This is a genomic window from Saccharothrix saharensis (genome assembly GCF_006716745.1).
Taxonomy (GTDB): Bacteria; Actinomycetota; Actinomycetes; order Mycobacteriales; family Pseudonocardiaceae; genus Actinosynnema; species Actinosynnema saharense.
Window position 1 is genome coordinate 4,462,112 of the sequence record NZ_VFPP01000001.1, and the last position, 20,167, is coordinate 4,482,278.

Below are 20,167 nucleotides of genomic sequence, written 5' to 3' on the forward strand. Positions count from 1 at the left end.
CTGGTTAGAGTGGTTACATGGCGACGTGGACGAGGACGCTGACCCGCCCGGACGGGCAGGGCTTCCGCTTCGACCCCGGCAGCTTCGCGATGGAACTGCTGGTCAGCGGCGGTCCCGGCGAGCTGCGGGTGTTCGAGGAGCTGCACGCGCCGGACGACCTGGCGGCGTGGCTGGCCGACTCGCGCCTGACCGCGACCGCGCCGTTCACCGCGGCCGACGTGCGGGTCACCGAAGCCGAGCTGCACGCGGTGAAGGAGCTGCGCGACGCGTTCTGGGGGGTGGCGCGGGCGTTGGCGCACGGCGACGACCTGCCGCCGGTCGGCGTGGACGCGCTCAACGCGGCCACCGCCGAGACACCGCGGCCGGTCGTCGACCCGGTGACGCGCGCGTTGACCTGGGCCAAGCCCATCACCGGCACGCAGGTGCTCGGCGCGGCGGCCCGGGACGCGGTCGAGCTGGTGGCCCGGGGCGGCGTGCGCGAGTGCTCGGCGTCGAACTGCGGCCTGCTGTTCGTGGACACCTCCCGGTCCGGCAACCGCCGCTGGTGCTCGATGGAGCGGTGCGGCAACCGCCACAAGGTCCGCGCCCACCGGGCCCGCCACGAGACGGAACCCGCCGACGCGCAGTAACGTCGGGGGCATGGCGGTTGTGAAGATCAACGCGATCCACGTGCCCGACGGCTCCGGCCCCGAGCTGGAGAAGCGGTTCGCCGCGCGGCTCGGCGCGGTCGACTCCGAACCCGGCTTCCTCGGCTTCCAGCTCCTGCGGCCGGTCAAGGGCGACGACCGGTACTTCGTGGTGACGCAGTGGGAGACCGAAGAGGACTTCCGGAACTGGATGGGCGGCAAGGCCAAGGAGGCGCACTCCGGCGAGCGCGCCAAGCCCGTCGGCACCGGGTCGGACCTGCTGGAGTTCGAGGTCGTGCTCAGCTCCGAAGCGAAGAAGTGACCTCGCGGGGGTGAACGAGGCGCTCGACCGCGCGGCGGAGCTGATCTCCTCCGCCGACGCGGTGCTGGTGTGCGCGGGCGCGGGCATGGGCGTCGACTCCGGCCTGCCCGACTTCCGCGGCGCCACCGGCTTCTGGCAGGCGTACCCGCCCTACGAACGGCTCGGGCTGCGGTTCGAGGAGCTGGCCGACCCGGTGCACTTCGCGGAGGACCCCGCGCTCGCGTGGGGCTTCTACGGGCACCGGCTCGACCTGTACCGGCGCACCGTGCCGCACGACGGGTTCCGCGTGCTGCGCGAGTGGGGCGCACGCGTGTTCACGTCGAACGTGGACGGCCAGTTCCAGCGGGCCGGGTTCACCGACGTGGCGGAGGTGCACGGGTCGATCCACCACCTCCAGTGCGTGGAGCCGTGCACGGACGACGTGTGGCCCGCCTACGACGTCGTGGTGGAGGTGGACCCCGAGTCGATGCGCGCGGTCGGCCCGCTGCCGTCGTGCCGCAACTGCGGCGGCCTGGCTCGGCCGAACATCCTCATGTTCGGCGACTGGTCGTGGATCGGCGGGCCGTCGCAGAAGGCGCTGGACGCGCTCGCCCAGTGGCGGCGCGGGCACCGGAACCTGGTTGTGCTCGAAGTCGGCGCGGGCGTCGCGGTGCCGACCGTGCGGCGTCAGGCCGAGCTGGCCAGTGCCGCGTCCGGGGCGTTGATCAGGATCAACCCGCGGGAGCCGGAGGTCCGCCACGGGCGCGGGGTGTCGTTGCCGTTGGGCGCGCTGGCCGCGCTCACCGGGTTGGCACGACGAATCGGCTGACCACGGCCCGGTGGTCCGAGCCCGCGATGTCGACCACGGCGAAGTCCTCCACCGGGCACCGGTCGTCCACCAGCACGTGGTCGATGGCCACCGGCGGCGGCCACAGCGCGCCGCCGGACGGCCAGGTCGCGTGCAGGCCCGCGCCGACCTCGTCGGCCGCGTCCACGTAGCCGGTGTTGAGCAGCCGGCGCAGCCCGACGTGGTCCAGGGTGGCGTTGAAGTCGCCCCCGAGCACCCGCACCGGCCCGTCCAGCGCCCTCCTGGGCAGGCCCGCCAGGTCGCGCTGCCAGTTCCGCGGCCCCTCGTCCACCACGGGCGGCAGCGGGTGCACGGACAGCACCTCCAGGTCTTCCGCGCCGGGCAGGTCGACCAGCGCGCCCGCCTGGCGCAACGTGCTCGGCGGCGTGAGCGTGCGCGGGAGCACCGGGTAGCGGGACGCGATGCCGGACCCCGAGCCGCCCGGCTCGTCCAGGAAGTGCCGGTAGGGCAGCACGTCGTCCAGTCCGGCCCGCTCGAAGTCGCGGACCATCGCCGGGGTCAGCTCCTGCAGGGCGAGCACGTCCACGTCGTGCGCCCGCACCGCCGCCACGACCGCTTCCGCCTCGGCCTTGCCCACCAGCAGGTTGGCCGCCATCACGGTCACCTCGCGGCCCACGCCGACCGGCCGCGAGTCGGGGAACGCCCGCGGCGCGACCGCCGCCACCAGCACCACGGCGACCAGCAGGGTGACCGTGCCGACCGCCCAGCGCCGCAGCAGCAGCGCCAGGGCGCCCAGCAGCACGCCGGCGGCGGTGAAGTAGGGCGTGAGCGCCGTCGTGGCGACCATGTACCGGCCGCCGTCGATGCCGAGCAGGCGGGTGAACGCCGCGAGCAGGAACGCGATGGCCGCCACTACCAGCAGGAACGTCGTCCCCCTGTGCCTGGTGCGGCGTTCCTCGATGTCGACCACACGATCTAGTCTGCCCGAGTGGACGTTTTGCTGACCGGCTTCGAACCGTTCGCCGGCGAGGACACCAACCCGTCGTGGGACGCGGTCGACGCGGTGCGACCGGACGGCTACCGGCTGACGCGGCTGCGCCTGCCGTGCGTGTTCGGCGACGCGATCGCCGCCGTTCGCGGAGCGCTGGCCGCCCGCCGCCACGACCTGGTGGTGTGCGTGGGGCAGGCGGGCGGACGGGCCGGGATCACGCCGGAGCGCGTCGCGGTGAACCTGGACGACGCCCGCATCCCGGACAACGCGGGCGCGCAGCCCGTCGACGAACCGGTGGTGCCGGGCGGGCCCGCGGCGTACTTCACCGGGCTGCCGGTGAAGGCGTGCGTGGCCGCGCTGGAGGCCGAGGGCATCCCGGCGTCGGTGTCGCACACGGCGGGCACGTTCGTGTGCAACCACGTGTTCTACGGGCTCATGCACCTGATCGCGACCGAGCACCCGGGCGTGCGCGGCGGGTTCGTGCACGTGCCGTTCTCGCCCGCGCAGGCCGAGGCCGGCGGCCACCCGAGCCTGCCCGTGGCCACCACGGCCAGGGCGCTGGAGCTGATCGTCCACACGGCGCTGACCACGTCGACCGACCTGCGCACCACCGCCGGCACCCTGCACTGATCCCGTACCGCCGCACCGCCGCACAGGCTGAACCGCTGAACAGGCGAAACGCCCCCCGGGCGAACCCGAGGGGCGTTGCGTCTGCCGTGCGTCAGGCGGACTCGGAGTCCGCGTCGCCGCCCGAGTCGCCACCGGAGGCGGCCAGGTCGACCGGCGGGGCGTCCGGCACCCGCAGCGGCTTGGTCTCGCCGCGGAAGGTGAAGTGCGCCTTGTCGTCGGCCTCGGACTCGCCGTCCCAGCCCTCGACGTCGGTGATGATGATCTGGCCGGGCTGGATCTCCCCGAACAGGATCTTCTCCGACAGCTGGTCCTCGATCTCCCGCTGGATCGTGCGGCGCAGCGGCCGGGCGCCCAGCACGGGGTCGAACCCGCGCTTGGCCAGCAGCTTCTTCGCGCGGTCCGTGAGCTCGATCGCCATGTCCTTGTTCTTCAACTGCGTCTCGACGCGGGCGATCATCAGGTCCACCATCTTGATGATCTCGTCCTGCGTGAGCTGGTGGAAGACGATGATGTCGTCGATGCGGTTGAGGAACTCGGGCCGGAAGTGCTTCTTCAGCTCGTCGTTGACCTTGTTCTTCATGCGCTCGTAGTTGGACGCGGTGTCCTGACCCGAGGTGAAGCCGAGGCCGACGGCCTTGCTGATGTCCGACGTGCCCAGGTTGGACGTGAAGATGATGACGGTGTTCTTGAAGTCCACCGTCCGGCCCTGACCGTCGGTCAGGCGGCCGTCCTCCAGCACCTGGAGCAGCGTGTTGTAGACCTCCTGGTGCGCCTTCTCGATCTCGTCGAACAGCACCACGGAGAACGGCTTGCGACGCACCTTCTCGGTGAGCTGGCCGCCCTCTTCGTAGCCGACGTAGCCGGGAGGGGCACCGAACAGGCGCGACGCCGTGTAGCGGTCGTGGAACTCGCCCATGTCGATCTGGATCAGGGCGTCGTCCTCGCCGAACAGGAAGTTCGCCAGCGCCTTGGACAGCTCGGTCTTACCCACACCGGACGGGCCGGCGAAGATGAACGAGCCGGAAGGCCGCTTCGGGTCCTTCAGGCCGGCCCGCGTGCGGCGGATCGCCTGCGACACGGCCTTGACCGCGTCGACCTGGCCGATGATCCGCTTGTGCAGCTCGTCCTCCATGCGGAGCAGACGCGTGGTCTCCTCCTCGGTGAGCTTGAACACGGGGATGCCGGTCCAGTTCGCCAGCACCTCGGCGATCTGCTCGTCGTCCACCTCGGCGACGACGTCGAGGTCGCCGTCCTTCCACTGCTTCTCCCGCTCGGCCTTCTGGCCCAGCAGCGTCTTCTCCTGGTCGCGGAGCTTCGCGGCGCGCTCGAAGTCCTGCGCGTCGATCGCGGACTCCTTGTCCCGGCGCACGTCGGCGATCTTCTCGTCGAACTCGCGCAGGTCCGGCGGCGCGGTCATCCGGCGGATGCGCATCCGCGCGCCCGCCTCGTCGATCAGGTCGATCGCCTTGTCCGGCAGGAACCGGTCGTTGATGTACCGGTCGGCCAGCGTCGCCGCGGCGACCAGCGCGGAGTCGGTGATCGAGACGCGGTGGTGCGCCTCGTACCGGTCCCGCAGACCCTTGAGGATCTCGATCGTGTGCTCCAGCGACGGCTCGCCGACCTGGATCGGCTGGAACCGGCGCTCCAGGGCGGGGTCCTTCTCGACGTACTTGCGGTACTCGTCGAGCGTGGTCGCGCCGATGGTCTGCAGCTCGCCGCGGGCCAGCATGGGCTTGAGGATCGACGCGGCGTCGATCGCGCCCTCGGCCGCGCCGGCGCCCACCAGGGTGTGGATCTCGTCGATGAACAGGATGATGTCGCCGCGCGTGCGGATCTCCTTGAGCACCTTCTTCAGGCGCTCCTCGAAGTCACCGCGGTAGCGCGAGCCCGCGACCAGCGAACCCAGGTCCAGCGTGTAGAGCTGCTTGTCCTTCAGCGTCTCGGGCACCTCGCCCTTGACCACCATCTGGGCCAAGCCCTCGACCACGGCGGTCTTGCCCACGCCGGGCTCGCCGATCAGGACCGGGTTGTTCTTGGTGCGGCGGGACAGCACCTGCATGACCCGCTCGATCTCCTTGGTGCGCCCGATCACCGGGTCGAGCTTGCCCTCCCGCGCGCTGGCGGTCAGGTTGCGCCCGAACTGGTCGAGGACCAGGGACGAGGACGGGGTGCCCTCACCGCGGCCGCCGGACTCCGCGGGCTCCTTGCCGCCGGAGTAGCCGGACAGGAGCTGCAGGACCTGCTGGCGCACCCGGTTGAGGTCCGCGCCGAGCTTGACCAGCACCTGCGCGGCGACGCCCTCGCCCTCGCGGATCAGGCCGAGCAGGATGTGCTCCGTGCCGATGTAGTTGTGCCCGAGCTGCAGCGCCTCGCGCAGCGACAGCTCCAGCACCTTCTTGGCGCGCGGGGTGAAGGGGATGTGGCCGGACGGGGCCTGCTGACCCTGGCCGATGATCTCCTCGACCTGCTGGCGGACGCCCTCCAGCGCGATCCCCAACGACTCCAGCGCCTTGGCGGCGACACCTTCACCCTCGTGGATCAACCCCAGGAGGATGTGCTCGGTGCCGATGTAGTTGTGGTTGAGCATCCTGGCCTCTTCCTGGGCCAGGACAACCACCCGCCTCGCGCGGTCGGTGAACCTTTCGAACATTCGCACTCCCTGACTGCTGCGCCGGCGGTCCTCGGGCTCACCCCTGGCCGACCGTCTGGCTGACCGTGGAGAGCGCGGCACCGTGGGACCACTGTAGTCGTCAGCCCCGACACTCTCAGTTCCCGATCGCAGGCAGCCGTCTTCGGGGATCTCTGACATCGGTATCAACGCGTGATCTGCCAGGCAGATTCCACGGAACGGGTGTTGTCCGCTGAGCGCGAACATTCCACCGTCGGGCGACGACAGGGGTGACCGGTGTCACCGCCGTGGTGCAAGTTAGGTGAACCTCGGTAAGGTTAGGCAAGCCTCAACCACGCTCCGCTGAACCCACTCGGCCCGCTCGAACCGACGAGGACCTTCTGGACATGACCGTACCGGTGAGGACGACCGCGTGCGACGTGACGACGCCCGTCGCGCGGTCGTTGGCGCGGGTGTCGTTGTACGAGGGTTTCGAGCTGCGCTTCGGCCTGCCGGCCGAGCGCGGCGACTGGGTGCTGTGCTCGGAGCTCATGGGCGAGCCGGAGCGGTTCGACGGGTGGCGCAAGGCGCTGGCCGAGTGGCTGCGCGAGCAGTACGGCGAGGCACCCGACCGCACCACGGCCGGGTACGTCATGAGCTGGTACCTCAACGTCGTGGGCGTGCTGGGCGGGCTGCTGTTCCACACCGCGCGGCGGGTGCCGTCGCTGCGGCCCGAGGACGTGGCGGTCAAGGTGGCGGCGGAGGGCCGGCCGCACGTGGTCGGCGTGGCGCTGCTGACCGACGACTTCGCGTGCCTGCCGGACGACCCGGAGGGCAACCACCCGGCGGCGACCGTGGTGGCCGACGAGACGGCGCTGGCGGCGTTGATGCGGGCCCGGTTCGCGGCGCACAGCGCGCGGTTCGTGGCCGCGTTCGGGCCGACCGTGCGGCTGGGGCGGCGGATGCTGTGGGCGGCGGCCACGGACGCGCTGGACAGCGCGGCGTGGACGGCGGGGCAGCTGTGCGGCGACGAGACCGGCGGCGTGGTGGACTCGGCGCTGCTGCTGCCGGCCAAGCTGGACCCGTTCACCTCCGCGTCGACGCTGAGGGCCACCGAGACCGGCTGGACCCGCCGCCGCGAGAGCTGCTGCTTCCACTACGTGCTGCCGAACGCCGAAGCCTGCACCACCTGCCCCCGCGTCTGCTGACCCGCGAGTCGAACGCTCAGGTCCCGCGTGTCGAACCTCCAGGACTCCTGAGTTCAACGCTCAGGTCCGGTCACGCGGGTCCTGAGCGTTGAACTCGGGGGTCCTGGGCGTTCGACACGCGAGACCTGGGCGTTCGACACACCGGTCAGGGTTCGGGGGTGCGGTGGCGGTGGCCGATCGGGATCACCAGCGGGGTGCCGGTGACCGGGTCGGGTACCACGCGGGCGTCCAGGCCGAAGACCTCCAGCAGGGTCGACTCGGTCAGCACGTCGGCGGGCGCGCCCGCGACCGCGATCCGGCCGTCCTTCATCGCGACCAGGCGGTCGGCGTACCGGGCGGCCAGGTTCAGGTCGTGCAGCACCATCACCACGGTCCGGCCGAACTCCCGGTGCAGCCGCTGCACGAGGTCGAGCACGTCGATCTGGTGCGCCAGGTCCAGGTACGTGGTCGGCTCGTCCAGCAGCAGCAGGTCGGTGCCCTGCGCCAGCGCCATCGAGATCCACGCCCGCTGCCGCTGACCGCCCGACAGCTCGTCCACGGTCCGCTCGGCCAGGTCCGCCATGCCCGTCATCTCCAGGGCCGACGCCACCGCCGCCTCGTCCTCGGGCGACCACTGCCGGTACCACGCCTGGTGCGGGTGCCGGCCCCGCGCGACCAGCTCGGCCACGGTCAGCCCCTCGGGCGCCTGCGGCGACTGCGGCAGCATCGCCAGCACCTTCGCCACCTCACGGGTCGGCGTCCGGTCGATCCGCTTGCCGTCCAGCAGCACCGCCCCGGCGCGGGCGGGCAGCAACCGCCCCAGCGCCCGCAGCAACGTCGACTTGCCGCACCCGTTGGGCCCGATCACCGCCGTCACCGAACCGGACAGCACGTCCAGGTCCAGCTCCGACACCACCAGCCGCTCCCCGTACCCGACGGACAGCGACTGCGCCCGCAGCCGAACAGCGGTCATACCCGTGCCTCCCGGCGACTGCGGACGAGCAGGTACATCAGATAAGGAGCGCCGAGCACCGCGGTCACCACGCCCACCGGCAGCTCGAACCCGCCGAACGCCAGCCGCGCGACCAGGTCCGACACCACCACCAGCACCCCGCCGACCACGGCCGACCCGAGCAACGGCGGCGTGGCGGTCCCCGCGAGCCGCAGCGCGATCTGCGGTGACGCCAGCGCCACGAACGCCACCGGCCCGGCCGCGGCCGTCGCCACGGCCGCCAGCACGACCGCGAGCAGCAGCATCACGCTGCGCGCCCCGTTGACCCGCACGCCCAACCCGCGCACGGTGTCGTCGTCGAACCGCAGCGCGCCGAGCAGCCGCGAGCCGACCAGGGCGGCCGGCACCAGCACCGCCAGCGCCAGCCCGACCGGCACGACGTGCTCCCACCCGCGCCCGTTCAGGCTGCCGGTGATCCACACCATCACCCGCGCCGCGTCGGTGACGTCGCCGACGGTCAGCAGGTAGTGGGTGAAGTTGCCGGTCACCGCCGAGATGCCGATGCCGACGAGCACCAGCCGGAACCCCTCGATCCCCCGCCGCCACGCCAGCCCGTAGACCAGCAGGCCGGCCAGCAGGCCGCCGACCAGCGCCGCCACCGGCACGCCGACCGTCGCCACCGTCCCGCCGACCGCGCCCATCGACCCGGCGAACGTGATCACGGTGACCGCGCCGACGCCCGCACCCCACGTGACGCCGAGGATGTCGGGGCTGGCCAGCGGGTTGCGCGCGATCGACTGGAACACCGCGCCCGCCACGCCGAGCGCCGCGCCGACGAACACCCCGGTCAACGCCCGCGGCAGCCGCAGGTCGAGCACGATGAACCGCTGGCCGCGCTGCCCGCCGCCCAGCAGCACGTCGAACACCTGGCCCAGCGGGATGGGGAAGTCGCCGCGGGCCACGCTCACCGCGCCCGCGAGCACCACCAGCACCAGCCCCGCGACCACCACGGCCACCGGCCGCCACCGCAGCGGACCGGACACCGGCCCGAGCCGGAAGCCGTTCACAGCCTCACCAGCTTCCGCCGCCGCACCAGGGCGATGAAGAACGGCGCGCCGACCAGGGCCAGGACGACCCCGACCTCCAGCTCCCCCGGCCTCGCCACCACCCGGCCGACGATGTCGGCCACCAGCAGCACGATCGCCCCGAGCACGCCCGCGAACGGCAGCAGCCACCGGTGGTCCGGCCCGGTCAGCGCCCGGGCCGCGTGCGGCACGACCAGCCCGAGGAACCCGATCGGCCCGCACACCGCCACCGCGCCGCCGACCAGCAACGTCGTCGCGACCACCCCGACGACCCTGGTCAGCGCCACCCGCTGCCCCAGCGACCTGGCCACGTCGTCACCGAGCGCCAGCGCGTTCAGCCCGGCCGCGTTGGCACCCGCCAGCACCAGCCCGAGCACCAGGAACGGCAGCACCTCCCACAGCAGGTCGAGCTCGCGCCCGGCGATGCCGCCGACCTGCCAGAACCGGAACGCGTCGAGGCTCTGCCGGTCCAGCAGCACCAGCGCGGACACCAGGCCGTGCATGAGCGCGCTGACCGCCGCGCCCGCCAGCGCCAGCGTGACCGGTGTGGGCCCGTCGCGGCCCGAGCCGAGCAGGAACACCACGACGCTGGCCACCAGCGCGCCGCCGAACGCGAACCACACGTACCCGTGCAGGCCGGTCACGCCGAGCGTGAAGATCGAGAGCACGACCGCGAACGCCGCGCCCTGCGTGACGCCGAGGATGCCGGGGTCGGCCAGCGGGTTGCGGGTGTGGCCCTGCATCAGCGCGCCGCCGACGCCCAGCGCCACCCCGACCGCGATGCCGAGCAGGGTGCGCGGCACCCGCAGCTCGCGGACCACGAGGTCGTTCTCCAGGCCGGTCGGCGCGGTCAGCGCGTGCCAGACGTCGGCCGGCGGGACGTCCTTCGCGCCGATGGCGACGCTGGCGAGCGCGACGGCGGCGAGGAGCCCGACGAGCAGGACCAGGCGGGTGCTGCGGAGGGCCAACGCGCTCGCTCCTCCCACCGCGACCCGACCTTCGGTGAGGTGAGCCTAACCGAACACGGCCTGAACACGACCGGGAACGCCGCGTGCCGCCGAACGGCCGAGCCGAAGATCACCTGAGCGCACCGGCACGCGTTCCGCACAACGGGCCGGCGGAATGGATCTTCGGCGCGGCCGGTGAGTCGCGGAAAACAACCGAAGGGGCGCCGGAGGAATCCGGCGCCCCTTCGTCGATCGACGTAATTGCGGTGGCCTGCGCCACGTCCGCAACCCGCGTCAGCCCTGCTGGTGGTAAGCCTCCAGCACCTCGGCCGGGATGCGACCGCGATCGGACACCTTCATGCCCTGCTTGCGGGCCCACTCCCGAATGGCCTGGTTCTGCTCGCGATCCGCCGAAGCGGGACGAGCCGCCTTCACACCGGCCGGACGACCCGGGCCGCGCTTGCGGCCACCCGCCTTGCGGGCGCTGGCGACGAAGTCGGCGAGAGCGTCGCGGAGCCTGGACGCATTGTCCGCAGAAAGGTCGATCTCGTAGGACACACCGTCCAATCCGAAGCCGACCGTCTCCTCGGCCTTCCCACCGTCCAGGTCATCGACCAGGGTCACGGTGACCTTCTGCGCCATGCGTATCCTCCTGGACTCGAATGCGCGGTGTTCCCCGACCGCGACCTAAAGCATTGGCGAGTGCAGGTTAGCGCACAACTGCGGGAATGCGCCGCCTGGAGTCCGAGAAGTTACTCATTCCGGGCGCACGAGGGGGAACAGGATCGTCTCCCGGATACCGAGACCGGTGAGCGCCATCAGCAGCCGGTCGATGCCCATTCCCACACCACCGCTCGGTGGCATTCCGTACTCCAGTGATCGCAGAAAGTCTTCGTCGACCGGCATCGCCTCGACGTCACCGGTCGCGCCGAGCCGGGCCTGGGCTTCCAACCGCTCCCGCTCCACCACCGGGTCCACCAGTTCGGAGTATCCCGTGGCCAACTCGAAACCGCGCACGTAGAGGTCCCACTTTTCGGCCACCCCCGGTCGGGTGCGGTGCTGGCGGGTGAGCGGCGAGGTCTCCACCGGGAAATCACGCACAAAAGTCGGCGCGTGCAAGGAGTCGCCGACCAGGTGCTCCCACAGCTCTTCGACCAGCTTGCCGTGCCCGAGCTTCGGGTCGGTCTCCAGGCCGTGCTTGTCGGCGAGCTCGCGCAGCCGCTCCGAAGAAGTTTCGGGCGTGACTTCTTCACCGGCCGCCTCGGACAACGAGTCGTACATGCTCAACGTCGTCCACTCGCCGCCGAGGTCGTACTCGGAACCGTCGGCCAGCGTCACCACGTGCGAACCGGCGACCGCCATCGCGGCTTCCTGGATCAGCTCGCGGGTCAGCACCGCGTTGGTGTCGTAGGTGGCGTACGCCTCGTAGTACTCCAGCATGGAGAACTCGGGCGAATGGGACGAGTCCATGCCCTCGTTGCGGAAGTTGCGGTTGATCTCGAAGACCTTCTCGATACCGCCGACCACGCACCGCTTGAGGTACAGCTCCGGCGCGATGCGCAGGAACAGGTCGATGTCGAGCGCGTTCGACCGGGTCACGAACGGCCGGGCGCTCGCGCCGCCCTGCAACGTCTGCAACATCGGGGTCTCGACTTCGATGAAACCGCGCCGGTGGAACGACTCCCGCAACGACCGCACCACCGCGGCCCGGTTGCGCACCGTGTTCCTGGCCTGCTCGCGCAGGATCAGATCCACGTACCGCTGCCGAATGCGGGTTTCCTCGGCGAGTTCCTTGTGCGCGACCGGCAACGGGCGCAACGCCTTCGCCGTCATGGACCAGCCGTCCGCCATCACGGACAGTTCGCCGCGGCGGGACGTGATGACCTCGCCGTGCACGAATACGTGGTCGCCCAAGTCGACGTCGGACTTCCATTCGGCGAGCGCCTGCTCGCCCACGCCGTTCAGGCTCAGCATGGCCTGCAGTTCGGTGCCGTCGCCCTCGCGCAGCGTCGCGAAGCACAACTTGCCGGTGTTGCGGATGAACATGACCCGGCCGGTCACCCCGACCACATCACCGGTCGACGTGTCGGGTTCCAGGCCCTGATGCGCTTCGCGGACCTCGCGCAACGCGTGCGTCCGCGGTACTTCGACCGGATACGGATCGACACCGCGTTCCAGCAGTCGCGCCCGCTTCTCCCGGCGCACCCTCAGCTGCTCGGGGAGATCGTCGTCGCTGGTCGCGGAACCGGTCGCTGGCTGCTCACTCACACGACGAAGAGTACGGAAAGACCTCTCGGGAAATCGAACCGGATCTCACTAGGCTCGGTGTGGTGACGGGAGACGACTTGCGGGCACGACGGGCGAACTCCTTCGGAGCGCACGCCCCGGCATACGCGCAACACCGACCGGACTACCCCGCCGAGGCCATCCGCTGGGTGCTGGAACCACTGGGCGACGGGCCGCGCGACGTGCTGGACCTGGCGGCGGGCACCGGCAAGCTGACCGGCGGACTGCTCGCCCTGGGCCACCACGTGACGGCCGTCGAGCCGGACGAGGGGATGCTGTCGGAGCTGGTGCGCCACCACGGCGCGGCACGCGCGCTGCCCGGCACCGCGGAGCGGATCCCGCTGCCGGACCACACGGTGGACGCGGTCGTGGTCGGCCAGGCGTTCCACTGGTTCGACCCGGCGCGCGCGATGCCGGAGATCGCCCGCGTGCTGCGGCCGGGCGGGGTGCTGGCCGCGCTGTGGAACGACTACGACACCTCGGCGCCGTGGGTCGCGGAGTTCGTCCGGGCGACCCACTCCAGCGTCAGCAAGCAGGACGACCTGGCCTTCGACCCGATGACGGAGCACGAGCTGTTCGCCGACCCGGTGAAGCGGGACTTCCCCCACGCGCACCGCCGCACCGCCGAGTCCCTGGTGGCCATGGTCAACACCCACTCGCACGCGCTGGTGATCGCGGAGGAGGAGCGGGCCGAGCTGAACGCGCGGATGCTCGCGTTCCTCAAGTCCCGCCCGGAAACCGCCGAGGGCGAGTTCGAGCTGCCGCTGACCGTGCACGTGAAGCGGCTGCGCCGGGTCTGACCGCGGCTCACGCCCGGTTGCGCTCGAACACCAGCCGCAGGCCCAGCAGGGTCAGGTCCGGCACGTGCGACTGGATGGTGGCCGACTCGGACACCACCAGGGGCGCGAGGCCGCCGGTCGCGATCACCGCCACCGGACCCGGCTCGCTCTGCTGGAGCTCGTCCACGATCCGGCGCACCAGCCCGTCGACCTGGCCGACGAACCCGTAGACGATGCCCGACTGGAGGCACTCCACGGTGTTCTTGCCGATCACCGACCGGGGCCGCACCAGCTCGACCTTGCGCAGCTGCGCGGCGCGGGCGGCGAGCGCGTCCACGGAGATCTCGATGCCCGGCGCGAGCGCGCCGCCCAGGAATTCGCCCTTGGCCGAGATCACGTCGAGGTTCGTGGACGTGCCGAAGTCGACCACCACGCACGCCGTGCTGTGCAGGTGGTGCGCGGCCAGCGTGTTGATCACCCGGTCGGAGCCGACCTCCTTGGGGTTGTCCACCAGCAGCGGCACGCCGGTGCGCACGCCCGGCTCCACCAGCACCTTCGGCACGCCCGCGTAGTACCGCCCGAGCATCACGCGCAGCTCCCGCAGCACCGCGGGCACGGTGGACAGCGCCGAGATGCCGGTGATCTTGTCGGCGTACTCGCCGAGCAGGCCGCGCATGGTCAGCGCCAGCTCGTCGGCGGTCATCCGGGCGTCGGTGCGCATCCGCCAGTCCCGGATCAGCGCGGCGGAGTCCCCCGTGCCGTCGTACAGGCCCAGCACGATGTTGGTGTTGCCGACGTCGATGGCGAGCAGCACTGCGGGTCTCCCCCTGTTTTCTCGGCCTACTGCTTCTCGGCCTGCTGGTCCTCGGCTTGCTAGTCCTCGGCCTGGATCAACGCGTCCAGCGCCGCCGCGTCCTCGGTCTCCGCCGCCACCGGCTCCGGCAGCGCGGTGGTGGAGCCGTTCACCAACCCCGAACCCGCCGGCGCGTGCGCCGGGTCCGCGCCCAGTTCGACCACCTTGTTGTCGGCGTCGACGAAGACCACCTTCGGTTCGTACACCCGCGCCTCGGCGTCGTCCATCTGCCCGTAGGCGATGAGGATCACCAGGTCGCCCGGCTTGACCAGGTGCGCCGCCGCGCCGTTGATCCCGATCACGCCGGTGCCGCGCGCGCCCGGGATGACGTAGGTCTCCAGCCGGGCGCCGTTGGTCACGTCCACGATCGCGACCTGCTCGCCCGCCAGCAGGTCCGCGGCCTCCATCAGGTCCTCGTCCACCGTCACCGAGCCGACGTAGTGCAGGTCGGCCTGGGTGACGGTGGCCCGGTGGATCTTCGACTTGAGCATGGTGCGGAACATGGCGGTCCCCTTACTCGTCACCGGTGCCGAGCAGCACGGCGGTGTTGTCGATCAGTCGGGTGGAGCCGACGCGGGCGGCCACCAGCAGGCGGGCGTCGCCGTTCTCCGGCGCGGGGCCGAGGTCGGGCGCGCGCAGCTCCAGGTAGTCGAGGTCGACGCCGGGCGCGGCGGCGAGCGTGGTGCGCGCGGCCTCGAGCACGGCGTCCGCGCCCCGGCCGCTGACGTGCGCGCCCGCCACCAGCGCGGCGGACAACGCGGTCGCGGCGGAGCGCTCCTCGGCGGACAGGTAGCGGTTGCGGGACGACAGCGCCAGGCCGTCGGGTTCCCGCACGGTCGGCACGCCGACCACGTCCAGGCCGAAGTTCAGGTCCCGCGCCATCCGGTGGATCAGCGTCAGCTGCTGGTAGTCCTTCTCGCCGAACACCGCGTAGGTCGGCTGCACGATGTTGAACAGCTTGGCGACCACGGACAGCACGCCGGCGAAGTGGCCGGGCCGGGTCCGGCCCTCCAGCTCGTCGCCGAGCGGGCCCGGGTCCACCGTGACCGTGCTGCCGGGCAGGTACATGTCGTCCGCGGACGGCGCGAACACCAGCCCGACGCGCTCCTCGCGGCAGATGTCCACATCGGACTCGAAGCTGCGCGGGTAGCGGTCGAAGTCCTCGTTCGGCCCGAACTGGGTCGGGTTCACGAAGATGGAGACGACGACCACGGTGTTCTGCAGGACCTGCGCCTCGCGGATCAGCTTGCGGTGGCCCTCGTGCAGCGCGCCCATGGTCGGCACCAGCGCGATGTTGCGACCGGCCGCCTTCAACGCCTTGGTGACGCGGCGCAACCGGTCGGGGTCGCGGTGCACCGTCACGTCGCCCGGCTGGTAGTCGTCCTTGGTGAGCGGCTTGGTCATGCCTGTCCCTCTAGGGTGGTGCGGACTTCGGCCGCGAGTTCGGGCTTGAGCAGCCCGGCGGCCTCGGCGCGTGCCGCGGTGCGGAGCGCCAGAACGCGGTAGGCGGGGAGCGCGTCGGTTCCCGCCAGCTCTTCCAGGTGCTTGGCCACGGTGCCGGCGTCGCCGCGCGCGACCGGGCCGGTGAGGGCGCGGTCGCCGTGCCGCAGGGCGTTGTCCAGCGCGGCGGACAGCAGCGGGCCGAGCATCCGCTCGGCGTCGGCGATGCCCGCGCCGCGCAGCAGGTCCGCGCAGTCGGCGACCAGCGTGATCAGGTGGTTCGCGCCGTGCGCGAGCGCGGCGTGGTAGAGCGGGCGGGCGGCTTCGGGCACCCGCACCGGTTCGGCGGACATCTCCACCACCAGCGCCTCGCCGACGTGCCGGGCGATGTCGTCGCCGTCGGCCGCGGTGACGCCGACCGAGCAGGCGTTCATCCGCTGCACGTCCTCGGCCCGGCCGGTGAACGTCATCACGGGGTGCAGCGCCACGCACAGCGCGCCCAACGCGGCCGCGGGCCGCAGCACCTCGACGCCCTGCGCGCCGCTGGTGTGCACGACGATCTGCCCGGCGCGCAGCGAGCCGGTGGCCACGAGACCGCGGACCAGGCCGGCCAGCTCGTCGTCGGGCACGGCCAGCAGCACCAGGTCGGCGGAGGCGGCGACGTCCGGCGGCGGCAGCACGGGCACGTCGGGCAGCAGCTCTTCGGCGCGGCGCAGGGAGTCGCGGGAAACGGCGGAGACGGCGCTCACGACGTGCCCGGCCCGGGCCAGCGCGGCGCCCAGCACCGAACCCACCCGGCCGGCCGAGATCACTCCCACGGCCAACCGCGCGGGGCGGGGGGTCGCGTCCATGCGACGTACTCCTTCAAGGCGGCGTTCCAGTCCCGATGCTCGGGTACCGGACGACGGCCGCGAGCGTAATCCGGTGCGGTGCGGCGAGCCGTCAACTGCGACGAACGCCACCCGCGGCCTTCAGCGCGCCCGGCGCGTCCACGGCGGCTTGACGTGCGGCGACGAGCGCGGCGAGCAGCTTGGCGTGACGTTCCTCCGCGTCGTGGCCCGCCGTGCCGTTGGCCATGCGGTGCCGCAGGAACGCCAGTTCGGTGGCCGCGACCTGGTAGCCCGCCACGGCCTTGGCCGCCTGGTCGCCGACCTTGCGCTTGACCGTGCGCCGCCACCGGCTGCGGCCCTGGAGGCTGGCCAGCAGGGTGACCTCGCTGGAGGCGATCCACTTGTTGGCGGCCATGGCGGGCAGCTGGCCCGCGACGATCCGCTGCTCGCGGCGGCGCTGCCAGACGACCATGAGCACCATGCCGGCGAAGATCGGCACCATGATCAGGAAGTACAGGTTGATGAACGTGGAGCCGGTGCCGACCGTGGTGGAGAAGTTCCACAGCGAGTGCAGGCCCGCCGCGCCGAGGTAGCCCAGGACGGGCGCGACGACCCGCACCCGGCGGCTCGCGGTCATGGCCGCGACGCCGATCCCGATGCCGGTCATCGACGTGAACAGCGGGTGCGCGAACGGCGAGAGCACGCCGCGCAGGATGAACAGCGCGATCACGCCGCTGCCCAGGTCGCCGAACCCGCTGTCGGAGAAGACGCGGGCGAAGTACCAGATGTTCTCGGTGAACGCGAAACCCGCGGCCGTCACGCCCGCGTAGACCACGCCGTCCACCACGCCGTCGAACTCCTGCCGCCGGCGCAGGAACAGCGCCACGATGAACGCCGCCTTCGCGGCCTCCTCGGTGATCGGCGCGCCGACCACGGCGGCGAACGTGCTGCCGTCGCCGTCGTTGATGAGCTGGCCGAGCACGTGCGCGGTCTGGTTGAACACCAAAGAGGTGATCGTCGCGCCGCACGCGCCCCAGAAGAACGCCAGCAGCAGGATCTTCGCCGGCTCCGGCTCCCAGCGGTCGATCCACAGGTAGGCGCCGATCACCGCGAGGACGGGCAGCAGCGCGGCCACCGCGCCGACCAGGATCGGCAGCAGGCCGGTCTGCGACGTGCCGAGGCCGAACAGGACCAGTCCGGACACGCCCAGCGCGACCAGGCCCAGGACCGGGAGCAGGACGGTCCAGCGTTGCCGGTCGACGCGCGTGCGGGCGGGAGTGGTCACGGTGGGAAACCTTAAAGGGACACTTGACCGATGGTGGACTCGGAAGCCCTGTGGCGGGAGGCGCTGTACGGGCCGTCGGGGTTCTTCGCGCGTGGCGAGGTCCCGGCGGACCACTTCCGCACCGCGCCGCTGGTGGGTCCTGAGCTGGCCGAAGCCCTGCTCGTGCTGCTCGATCGGGTGGACTTGGCGCTGGGTCGGCCGGCGCGGCTGGACTTCGTCGACGTGGGTGCCGGCGGCGGTGAGCTGGCGGGCGCGGTGCGGTCGCTGGCCTCGGGGTCGCTGGGCGCGCGGCTGGTGGTGACGGCGGTGGACGTCGGGCCGGCGCGGTCGGTGCCGGGGGTGCGGTGGCGGTCGGACCTGCCGTCGTCGGTGCACGGGCTGCTGGTCGGGCACGAGTGGCTGGACGCGGTGCCGTGCCCGGTGGTGACGGGGCCGTGCGCACACCCCTGGCTGGACCGGTGGTGGCCGGTGCGCGAGGGGGAACGGGCGGAGATCGGCGAGCCGCGGGACTCGGCGTGGGCGGGCGCCGTGTCACGGGTGGCGCGCGGGGCGGCGCTGGCGGTGGACTACGGGCACCTGCGAGACGACCGGGTGGCGGGTCGGTACGCGCGCGGGACGTTCGCCGCGTACCGGGGCGGGCGGCGGGTGGAGCCGGTGTTCGACGGCACGTGCGACCTGACGGCGCACGTGGCGCTGGACGCGTGCGCCGAGGCCGCCGGTGGCGAGTGGGTGCTGGTCTCGCAACGGGACGCGCTGGCCGCGCTGGGCTTGAGCGGCGAGGTGCCGCGGACGGGCGACGGGTCGGCGTGGTTGGCGGCGGCGGAGCGGGCGTCCCGCGTGGCCGAGCTGCGGGCCGAAGGCGGCCTGGGGTCGTTCGGGTGGCTGCTGCACGGCGTCGGCGTGCCCGTGCCGGCCTTGCTCCCGCCCCTGCCCCCGTGGCGACCTTGACGGCCGGGAACCGCCGGCACGGCCGACCCGGTCCCGGGGAGAGTCGGGGGCATGAGGATCCACGCGCTGCCGAACGACGTGCTGGACCGGGCGCGCGCGCTCGCCGGCACCGACGAGCACCACGAGCTGCACGACGAGTCGCCCGGCGCGCCACTGCGCTGCTGCCTGCGCAAGGCCGGGCCCGGTGAGCCGGTGATCCTGTTCCGCCACACGCCCGCCGCGGGCCGGGGGCCGTACGAGGAGCTGGGACCGGTGTTCGCGCACACCGAGCCGTGCGACGGGCCGGCGACCGCCGCGGAGTTCCCGGAGGCGTTCCGCCACGCACCGCGGACCCTGCGCGCCTACACCGCCGCGGGCCGCATCCACGGGGGCGAGGTCGCCGAGCCGGACGTCCTCGCCGACCGCGTCACCGCGCTGCTCGACGACCCGGCCGTCGCCGAGGTCCAGGTCCGCAGCGCCTCCCACGGCTGCTTCCTGTTCGCGATCACCCGCGACTAGCCCTGGACCGGCGACCGCGGCACGTGCCGTGCGACGATGGCCGGCGTGGAGATCACCGTGGGCGTGGGCGCCGGCGCCCGCCACCTGGGCGTGGACCGGGTGGTCGACCTCGGCCCCCTGCACCCGTCGGCGCACGGCGCGTACCGGCTGCGGCTCACCGTCCGCGACGACGAGGTCATCACCGCGGCGTCCCCGCTGGTCGGGCACCTGCACCGGGGCGCGGAGAAGCTGTTCGAGGTCCGCGACTACCGGCAGGTGCTCACCCTGGCCAACCGGCACGACTGGCTGGCCGCCTTCTGCAACGAGCTGGCCGTCGCGCTCGCCGTGGAGCGCATGACCGGCATGGACGTCCCGCCCCGCGCCCAGGTGCTGCGGGTGCTGCTGTGCGAGCTGAACCGGATCATGGCGCACCTCGTGTTCCTCGCGCCGCTGACCGGCACGCGCGACCGGGACGCCGTGCAGGCCGTGCTGGAGGAGGCGTCGGGGGGCCGGATCCACTTCATGGCCAACCGGATCGGCGGCCTGCGCGAGGACGTGCCGGCGGGGTGGACCGACCGGGTGCGCGAAGTGCTGTCCGCGGTGGACCCCGGTGAGGTACCGACGGGCCTGGCGGGTCTCGGGGTGCTCGACCGCGACGCCGCGCTCGCGTTCGGCGTCACCGGTCCGATCGGGCGGGCGTCCGGAGTGGACTTCGACCTGCGCCGCGACGACCCGCTGCCCGGCTACCGGAACCTCGACGTGCGCCCGGTGGTCCGCGCCGAGGGCGACGCGCTGGCCCGCGTCCGGTGCCTCGTGGACGAGGTGCGCCTGTCCGTGGCGCTGGCGAACCGGTGCCTGGACGACCTGCCGACCGGCCCGGTCAACCTGCGGCTGCCCAAGGCGGTCAAGGCGCCCGAGGGCTCGGTCTACACGTGGGTCGAGGCGCCGCTGGGCACGTCCGGCGTGCACCTCGCGTCACGCGGCGAGAAGACGCCGTGGCGGTTGAAGCTGCGCACCCCGTCGTTCAACAACGTCCAGGCGCTGTCCGCGTTGCTGCCCGGCACGAAGGTGGCCGACCTGCCCGCGGTGCTCGGGTCGTTCGCCGTGGTCGTCGGCGACATCGACAAGTGAGGC

The 20,167-nt window shown here is 72.4% G+C and carries 21 protein-coding genes; 9 read left to right on the forward strand and 12 right to left on the reverse strand.

All coding sequences use genetic code 11. The annotated features are described in order from the left end of the window. Nucleotides 1-17 precede the first annotated feature (17 nt). Genes FHX81_RS19440 through FHX81_RS19450 form a run of 3 tightly spaced genes read left to right on the forward strand, consistent with a single transcriptional unit; the run spans nt 18 to nt 1,756 of the window. Nucleotides 18-629, forward strand: coding sequence for a CGNR zinc finger domain-containing protein (locus FHX81_RS19440; protein ID WP_141979519.1), 612 nt, complete (start codon nt 18-20; stop codon nt 627-629). A 10-nt stretch (nt 630-639) separates the two neighbouring features. Then, entirely contained in the window at nt 640-948 is a 309-nt protein-coding gene (locus tag FHX81_RS19445) for an antibiotic biosynthesis monooxygenase family protein (protein ID WP_141979520.1), read from the forward strand. Nucleotides 949-958: 10 nt separating this feature from the next. Further along, nucleotides 959-1,756, forward strand: a complete 798-nt coding sequence (locus FHX81_RS19450) for an SIR2 family NAD-dependent protein deacylase (RefSeq protein WP_211363512.1) — start codon at nt 959-961, stop codon at nt 1,754-1,756. Here FHX81_RS19450 and FHX81_RS19455 read toward each other — a convergent pair. Beyond that, nucleotides 1,728-2,705, reverse strand: a complete 978-nt coding sequence (locus FHX81_RS19455) for an endonuclease/exonuclease/phosphatase family protein (protein ID WP_141979521.1) — start codon at nt 2,703-2,705, stop codon at nt 1,728-1,730. The two genes, FHX81_RS19450 and FHX81_RS19455, sit on opposite strands and share 29 nt — an antisense overlap. Before the next feature lie 18 nt (nt 2,706-2,723). Here FHX81_RS19455 and pcp point away from each other — a divergent pair, with 18 nt between their 5' ends. Continuing rightward, on the forward strand, nt 2,724-3,356 hold the full coding sequence (gene pcp / locus FHX81_RS19460) for a pyroglutamyl-peptidase I (RefSeq protein WP_141979522.1): 633 nt from the start codon (nt 2,724-2,726) through the stop codon (nt 3,354-3,356). Nucleotides 3,357-3,447: 91 nt separating this feature from the next. Here the strand turns inward: pcp and FHX81_RS19465 are convergent, their stop codons facing one another. After that, a complete protein-coding gene (locus tag FHX81_RS19465) occupies nt 3,448-6,006 on the reverse strand; it encodes an ATP-dependent Clp protease ATP-binding subunit (protein WP_141979523.1) in 2,559 nt (852 codons plus the stop codon). Nucleotides 6,007-6,371: 365 nt separating this feature from the next. Between FHX81_RS19465 and FHX81_RS19470 the strand changes: the two genes are divergently transcribed. Further along, complete coding sequence (locus FHX81_RS19470; protein WP_141979524.1) at nt 6,372-7,172, forward strand: (2Fe-2S)-binding protein; 801 nt, start codon at nt 6,372-6,374, stop codon at nt 7,170-7,172. Between the two features lie 145 nt (nt 7,173-7,317). Here FHX81_RS19470 and FHX81_RS19475 read toward each other — a convergent pair whose 3' ends face one another. The 5 genes from FHX81_RS19475 to lysS form a co-directional block, all read right to left on the reverse strand. Continuing rightward, nucleotides 7,318-8,124, reverse strand: a complete 807-nt coding sequence (locus FHX81_RS19475; RefSeq protein WP_141979525.1) for an ABC transporter ATP-binding protein — start codon at nt 8,122-8,124, stop codon at nt 7,318-7,320. Next, nucleotides 8,121-9,170: a FecCD family ABC transporter permease gene (locus FHX81_RS19480; protein WP_141979526.1), complete on the reverse strand. Its 1,050-nt coding sequence runs from the start codon at nt 9,168-9,170 to the stop codon at nt 8,121-8,123. Before FHX81_RS19480 ends, FHX81_RS19475 begins: the two co-directional genes overlap by 4 nt. Next, entirely contained in the window at nt 9,167-10,156 is a 990-nt protein-coding gene (locus tag FHX81_RS19485) for a FecCD family ABC transporter permease (protein ID WP_246107888.1), read from the reverse strand. The genes FHX81_RS19480 and FHX81_RS19485 overlap by 4 nt, the downstream gene beginning before the upstream one ends. Nucleotides 10,157-10,429: 273 nt before the next feature. After that, entirely contained in the window at nt 10,430-10,777 is a 348-nt protein-coding gene (locus FHX81_RS19490) for a histone-like nucleoid-structuring protein Lsr2 (RefSeq protein ID WP_073886911.1), read from the reverse strand. A 114-nt stretch (nt 10,778-10,891) separates the two neighbouring features. Continuing rightward, nucleotides 10,892-12,403: a lysine--tRNA ligase gene (gene lysS / locus FHX81_RS19495; protein WP_141979528.1), complete on the reverse strand. Its 1,512-nt coding sequence runs from the start codon at nt 12,401-12,403 to the stop codon at nt 10,892-10,894. Nucleotides 12,404-12,465: 62 nt separating this feature from the next. Here lysS and FHX81_RS19500 point away from each other — a divergent pair, with 62 nt between their 5' ends. Beyond that, nucleotides 12,466-13,221 carry a class I SAM-dependent methyltransferase gene (locus tag FHX81_RS19500; protein ID WP_246107889.1) on the forward strand — a complete coding sequence of 252 codons (756 nt, stop codon included), beginning with the start codon at nt 12,466-12,468 and terminating at the stop codon, nt 13,219-13,221. A gap of 7 nt (nt 13,222-13,228) precedes the next feature. On the opposite strand, the gene FHX81_RS19505 is transcribed toward FHX81_RS19500, so the two are convergent. The 5 genes from FHX81_RS19505 to FHX81_RS19525 all read right to left on the reverse strand — a co-directional run bounded on the left by FHX81_RS19505 (nt 13,229) and on the right by FHX81_RS19525 (nt 17,608). After that, the gene (locus tag FHX81_RS19505; protein WP_141979529.1) at nt 13,229-14,014 is read right to left on the reverse strand and encodes a type III pantothenate kinase; all 786 of its coding nucleotides are present in this window, start codon (nt 14,012-14,014) and stop codon (nt 13,229-13,231) included. A 59-nt stretch (nt 14,015-14,073) separates the two neighbouring features. Beyond that, entirely contained in the window at nt 14,074-14,556 is a 483-nt protein-coding gene (gene panD, locus FHX81_RS19510; RefSeq protein WP_141979530.1) for an aspartate 1-decarboxylase, read from the reverse strand. Between the two features lie 10 nt (nt 14,557-14,566). Beyond that, a complete protein-coding gene (gene panC, locus FHX81_RS19515) occupies nt 14,567-15,457 on the reverse strand; it encodes a pantoate--beta-alanine ligase (protein WP_141979531.1) in 891 nt (296 codons plus the stop codon). Next, nucleotides 15,454-16,344 carry a Rossmann-like and DUF2520 domain-containing protein gene (locus tag FHX81_RS19520; protein ID WP_141979532.1) on the reverse strand — a complete coding sequence of 297 codons (891 nt, stop codon included), beginning with the start codon at nt 16,342-16,344 and terminating at the stop codon, nt 15,454-15,456. The genes panC and FHX81_RS19520 overlap by 4 nt, the downstream gene beginning before the upstream one ends. Before the next feature lie 91 nt (nt 16,345-16,435). Then, entirely contained in the window at nt 16,436-17,608 is a 1,173-nt protein-coding gene (locus FHX81_RS19525) for a PrsW family intramembrane metalloprotease (RefSeq protein WP_141979533.1), read from the reverse strand. A 30-nt stretch (nt 17,609-17,638) separates the two neighbouring features. On the opposite strand from FHX81_RS19525, the gene FHX81_RS19530 reads away from it, so the two are divergent. The 3 genes from FHX81_RS19530 to FHX81_RS19540 are packed head-to-tail and all read left to right on the forward strand — an operon-like array spanning nt 17,639 to nt 20,164. After that, a complete protein-coding gene (locus FHX81_RS19530; RefSeq protein WP_141979534.1) occupies nt 17,639-18,556 on the forward strand; it encodes an SAM-dependent methyltransferase in 918 nt (305 codons plus the stop codon). Nucleotides 18,557-18,607: 51 nt separating this feature from the next. Next, complete coding sequence (locus tag FHX81_RS19535) at nt 18,608-19,054, forward strand: DUF1203 domain-containing protein (RefSeq protein WP_141979535.1); 447 nt, start codon at nt 18,608-18,610, stop codon at nt 19,052-19,054. A 36-nt stretch (nt 19,055-19,090) separates the two neighbouring features. Continuing rightward, nucleotides 19,091-20,164 (forward strand): NADH-quinone oxidoreductase subunit D, encoded by a 1,074-nt coding sequence (locus FHX81_RS19540; RefSeq protein WP_141979536.1) that lies wholly within the window; start codon nt 19,091-19,093, stop codon nt 20,162-20,164. Nucleotides 20,165-20,167: the final 3 nt, after the last annotated feature.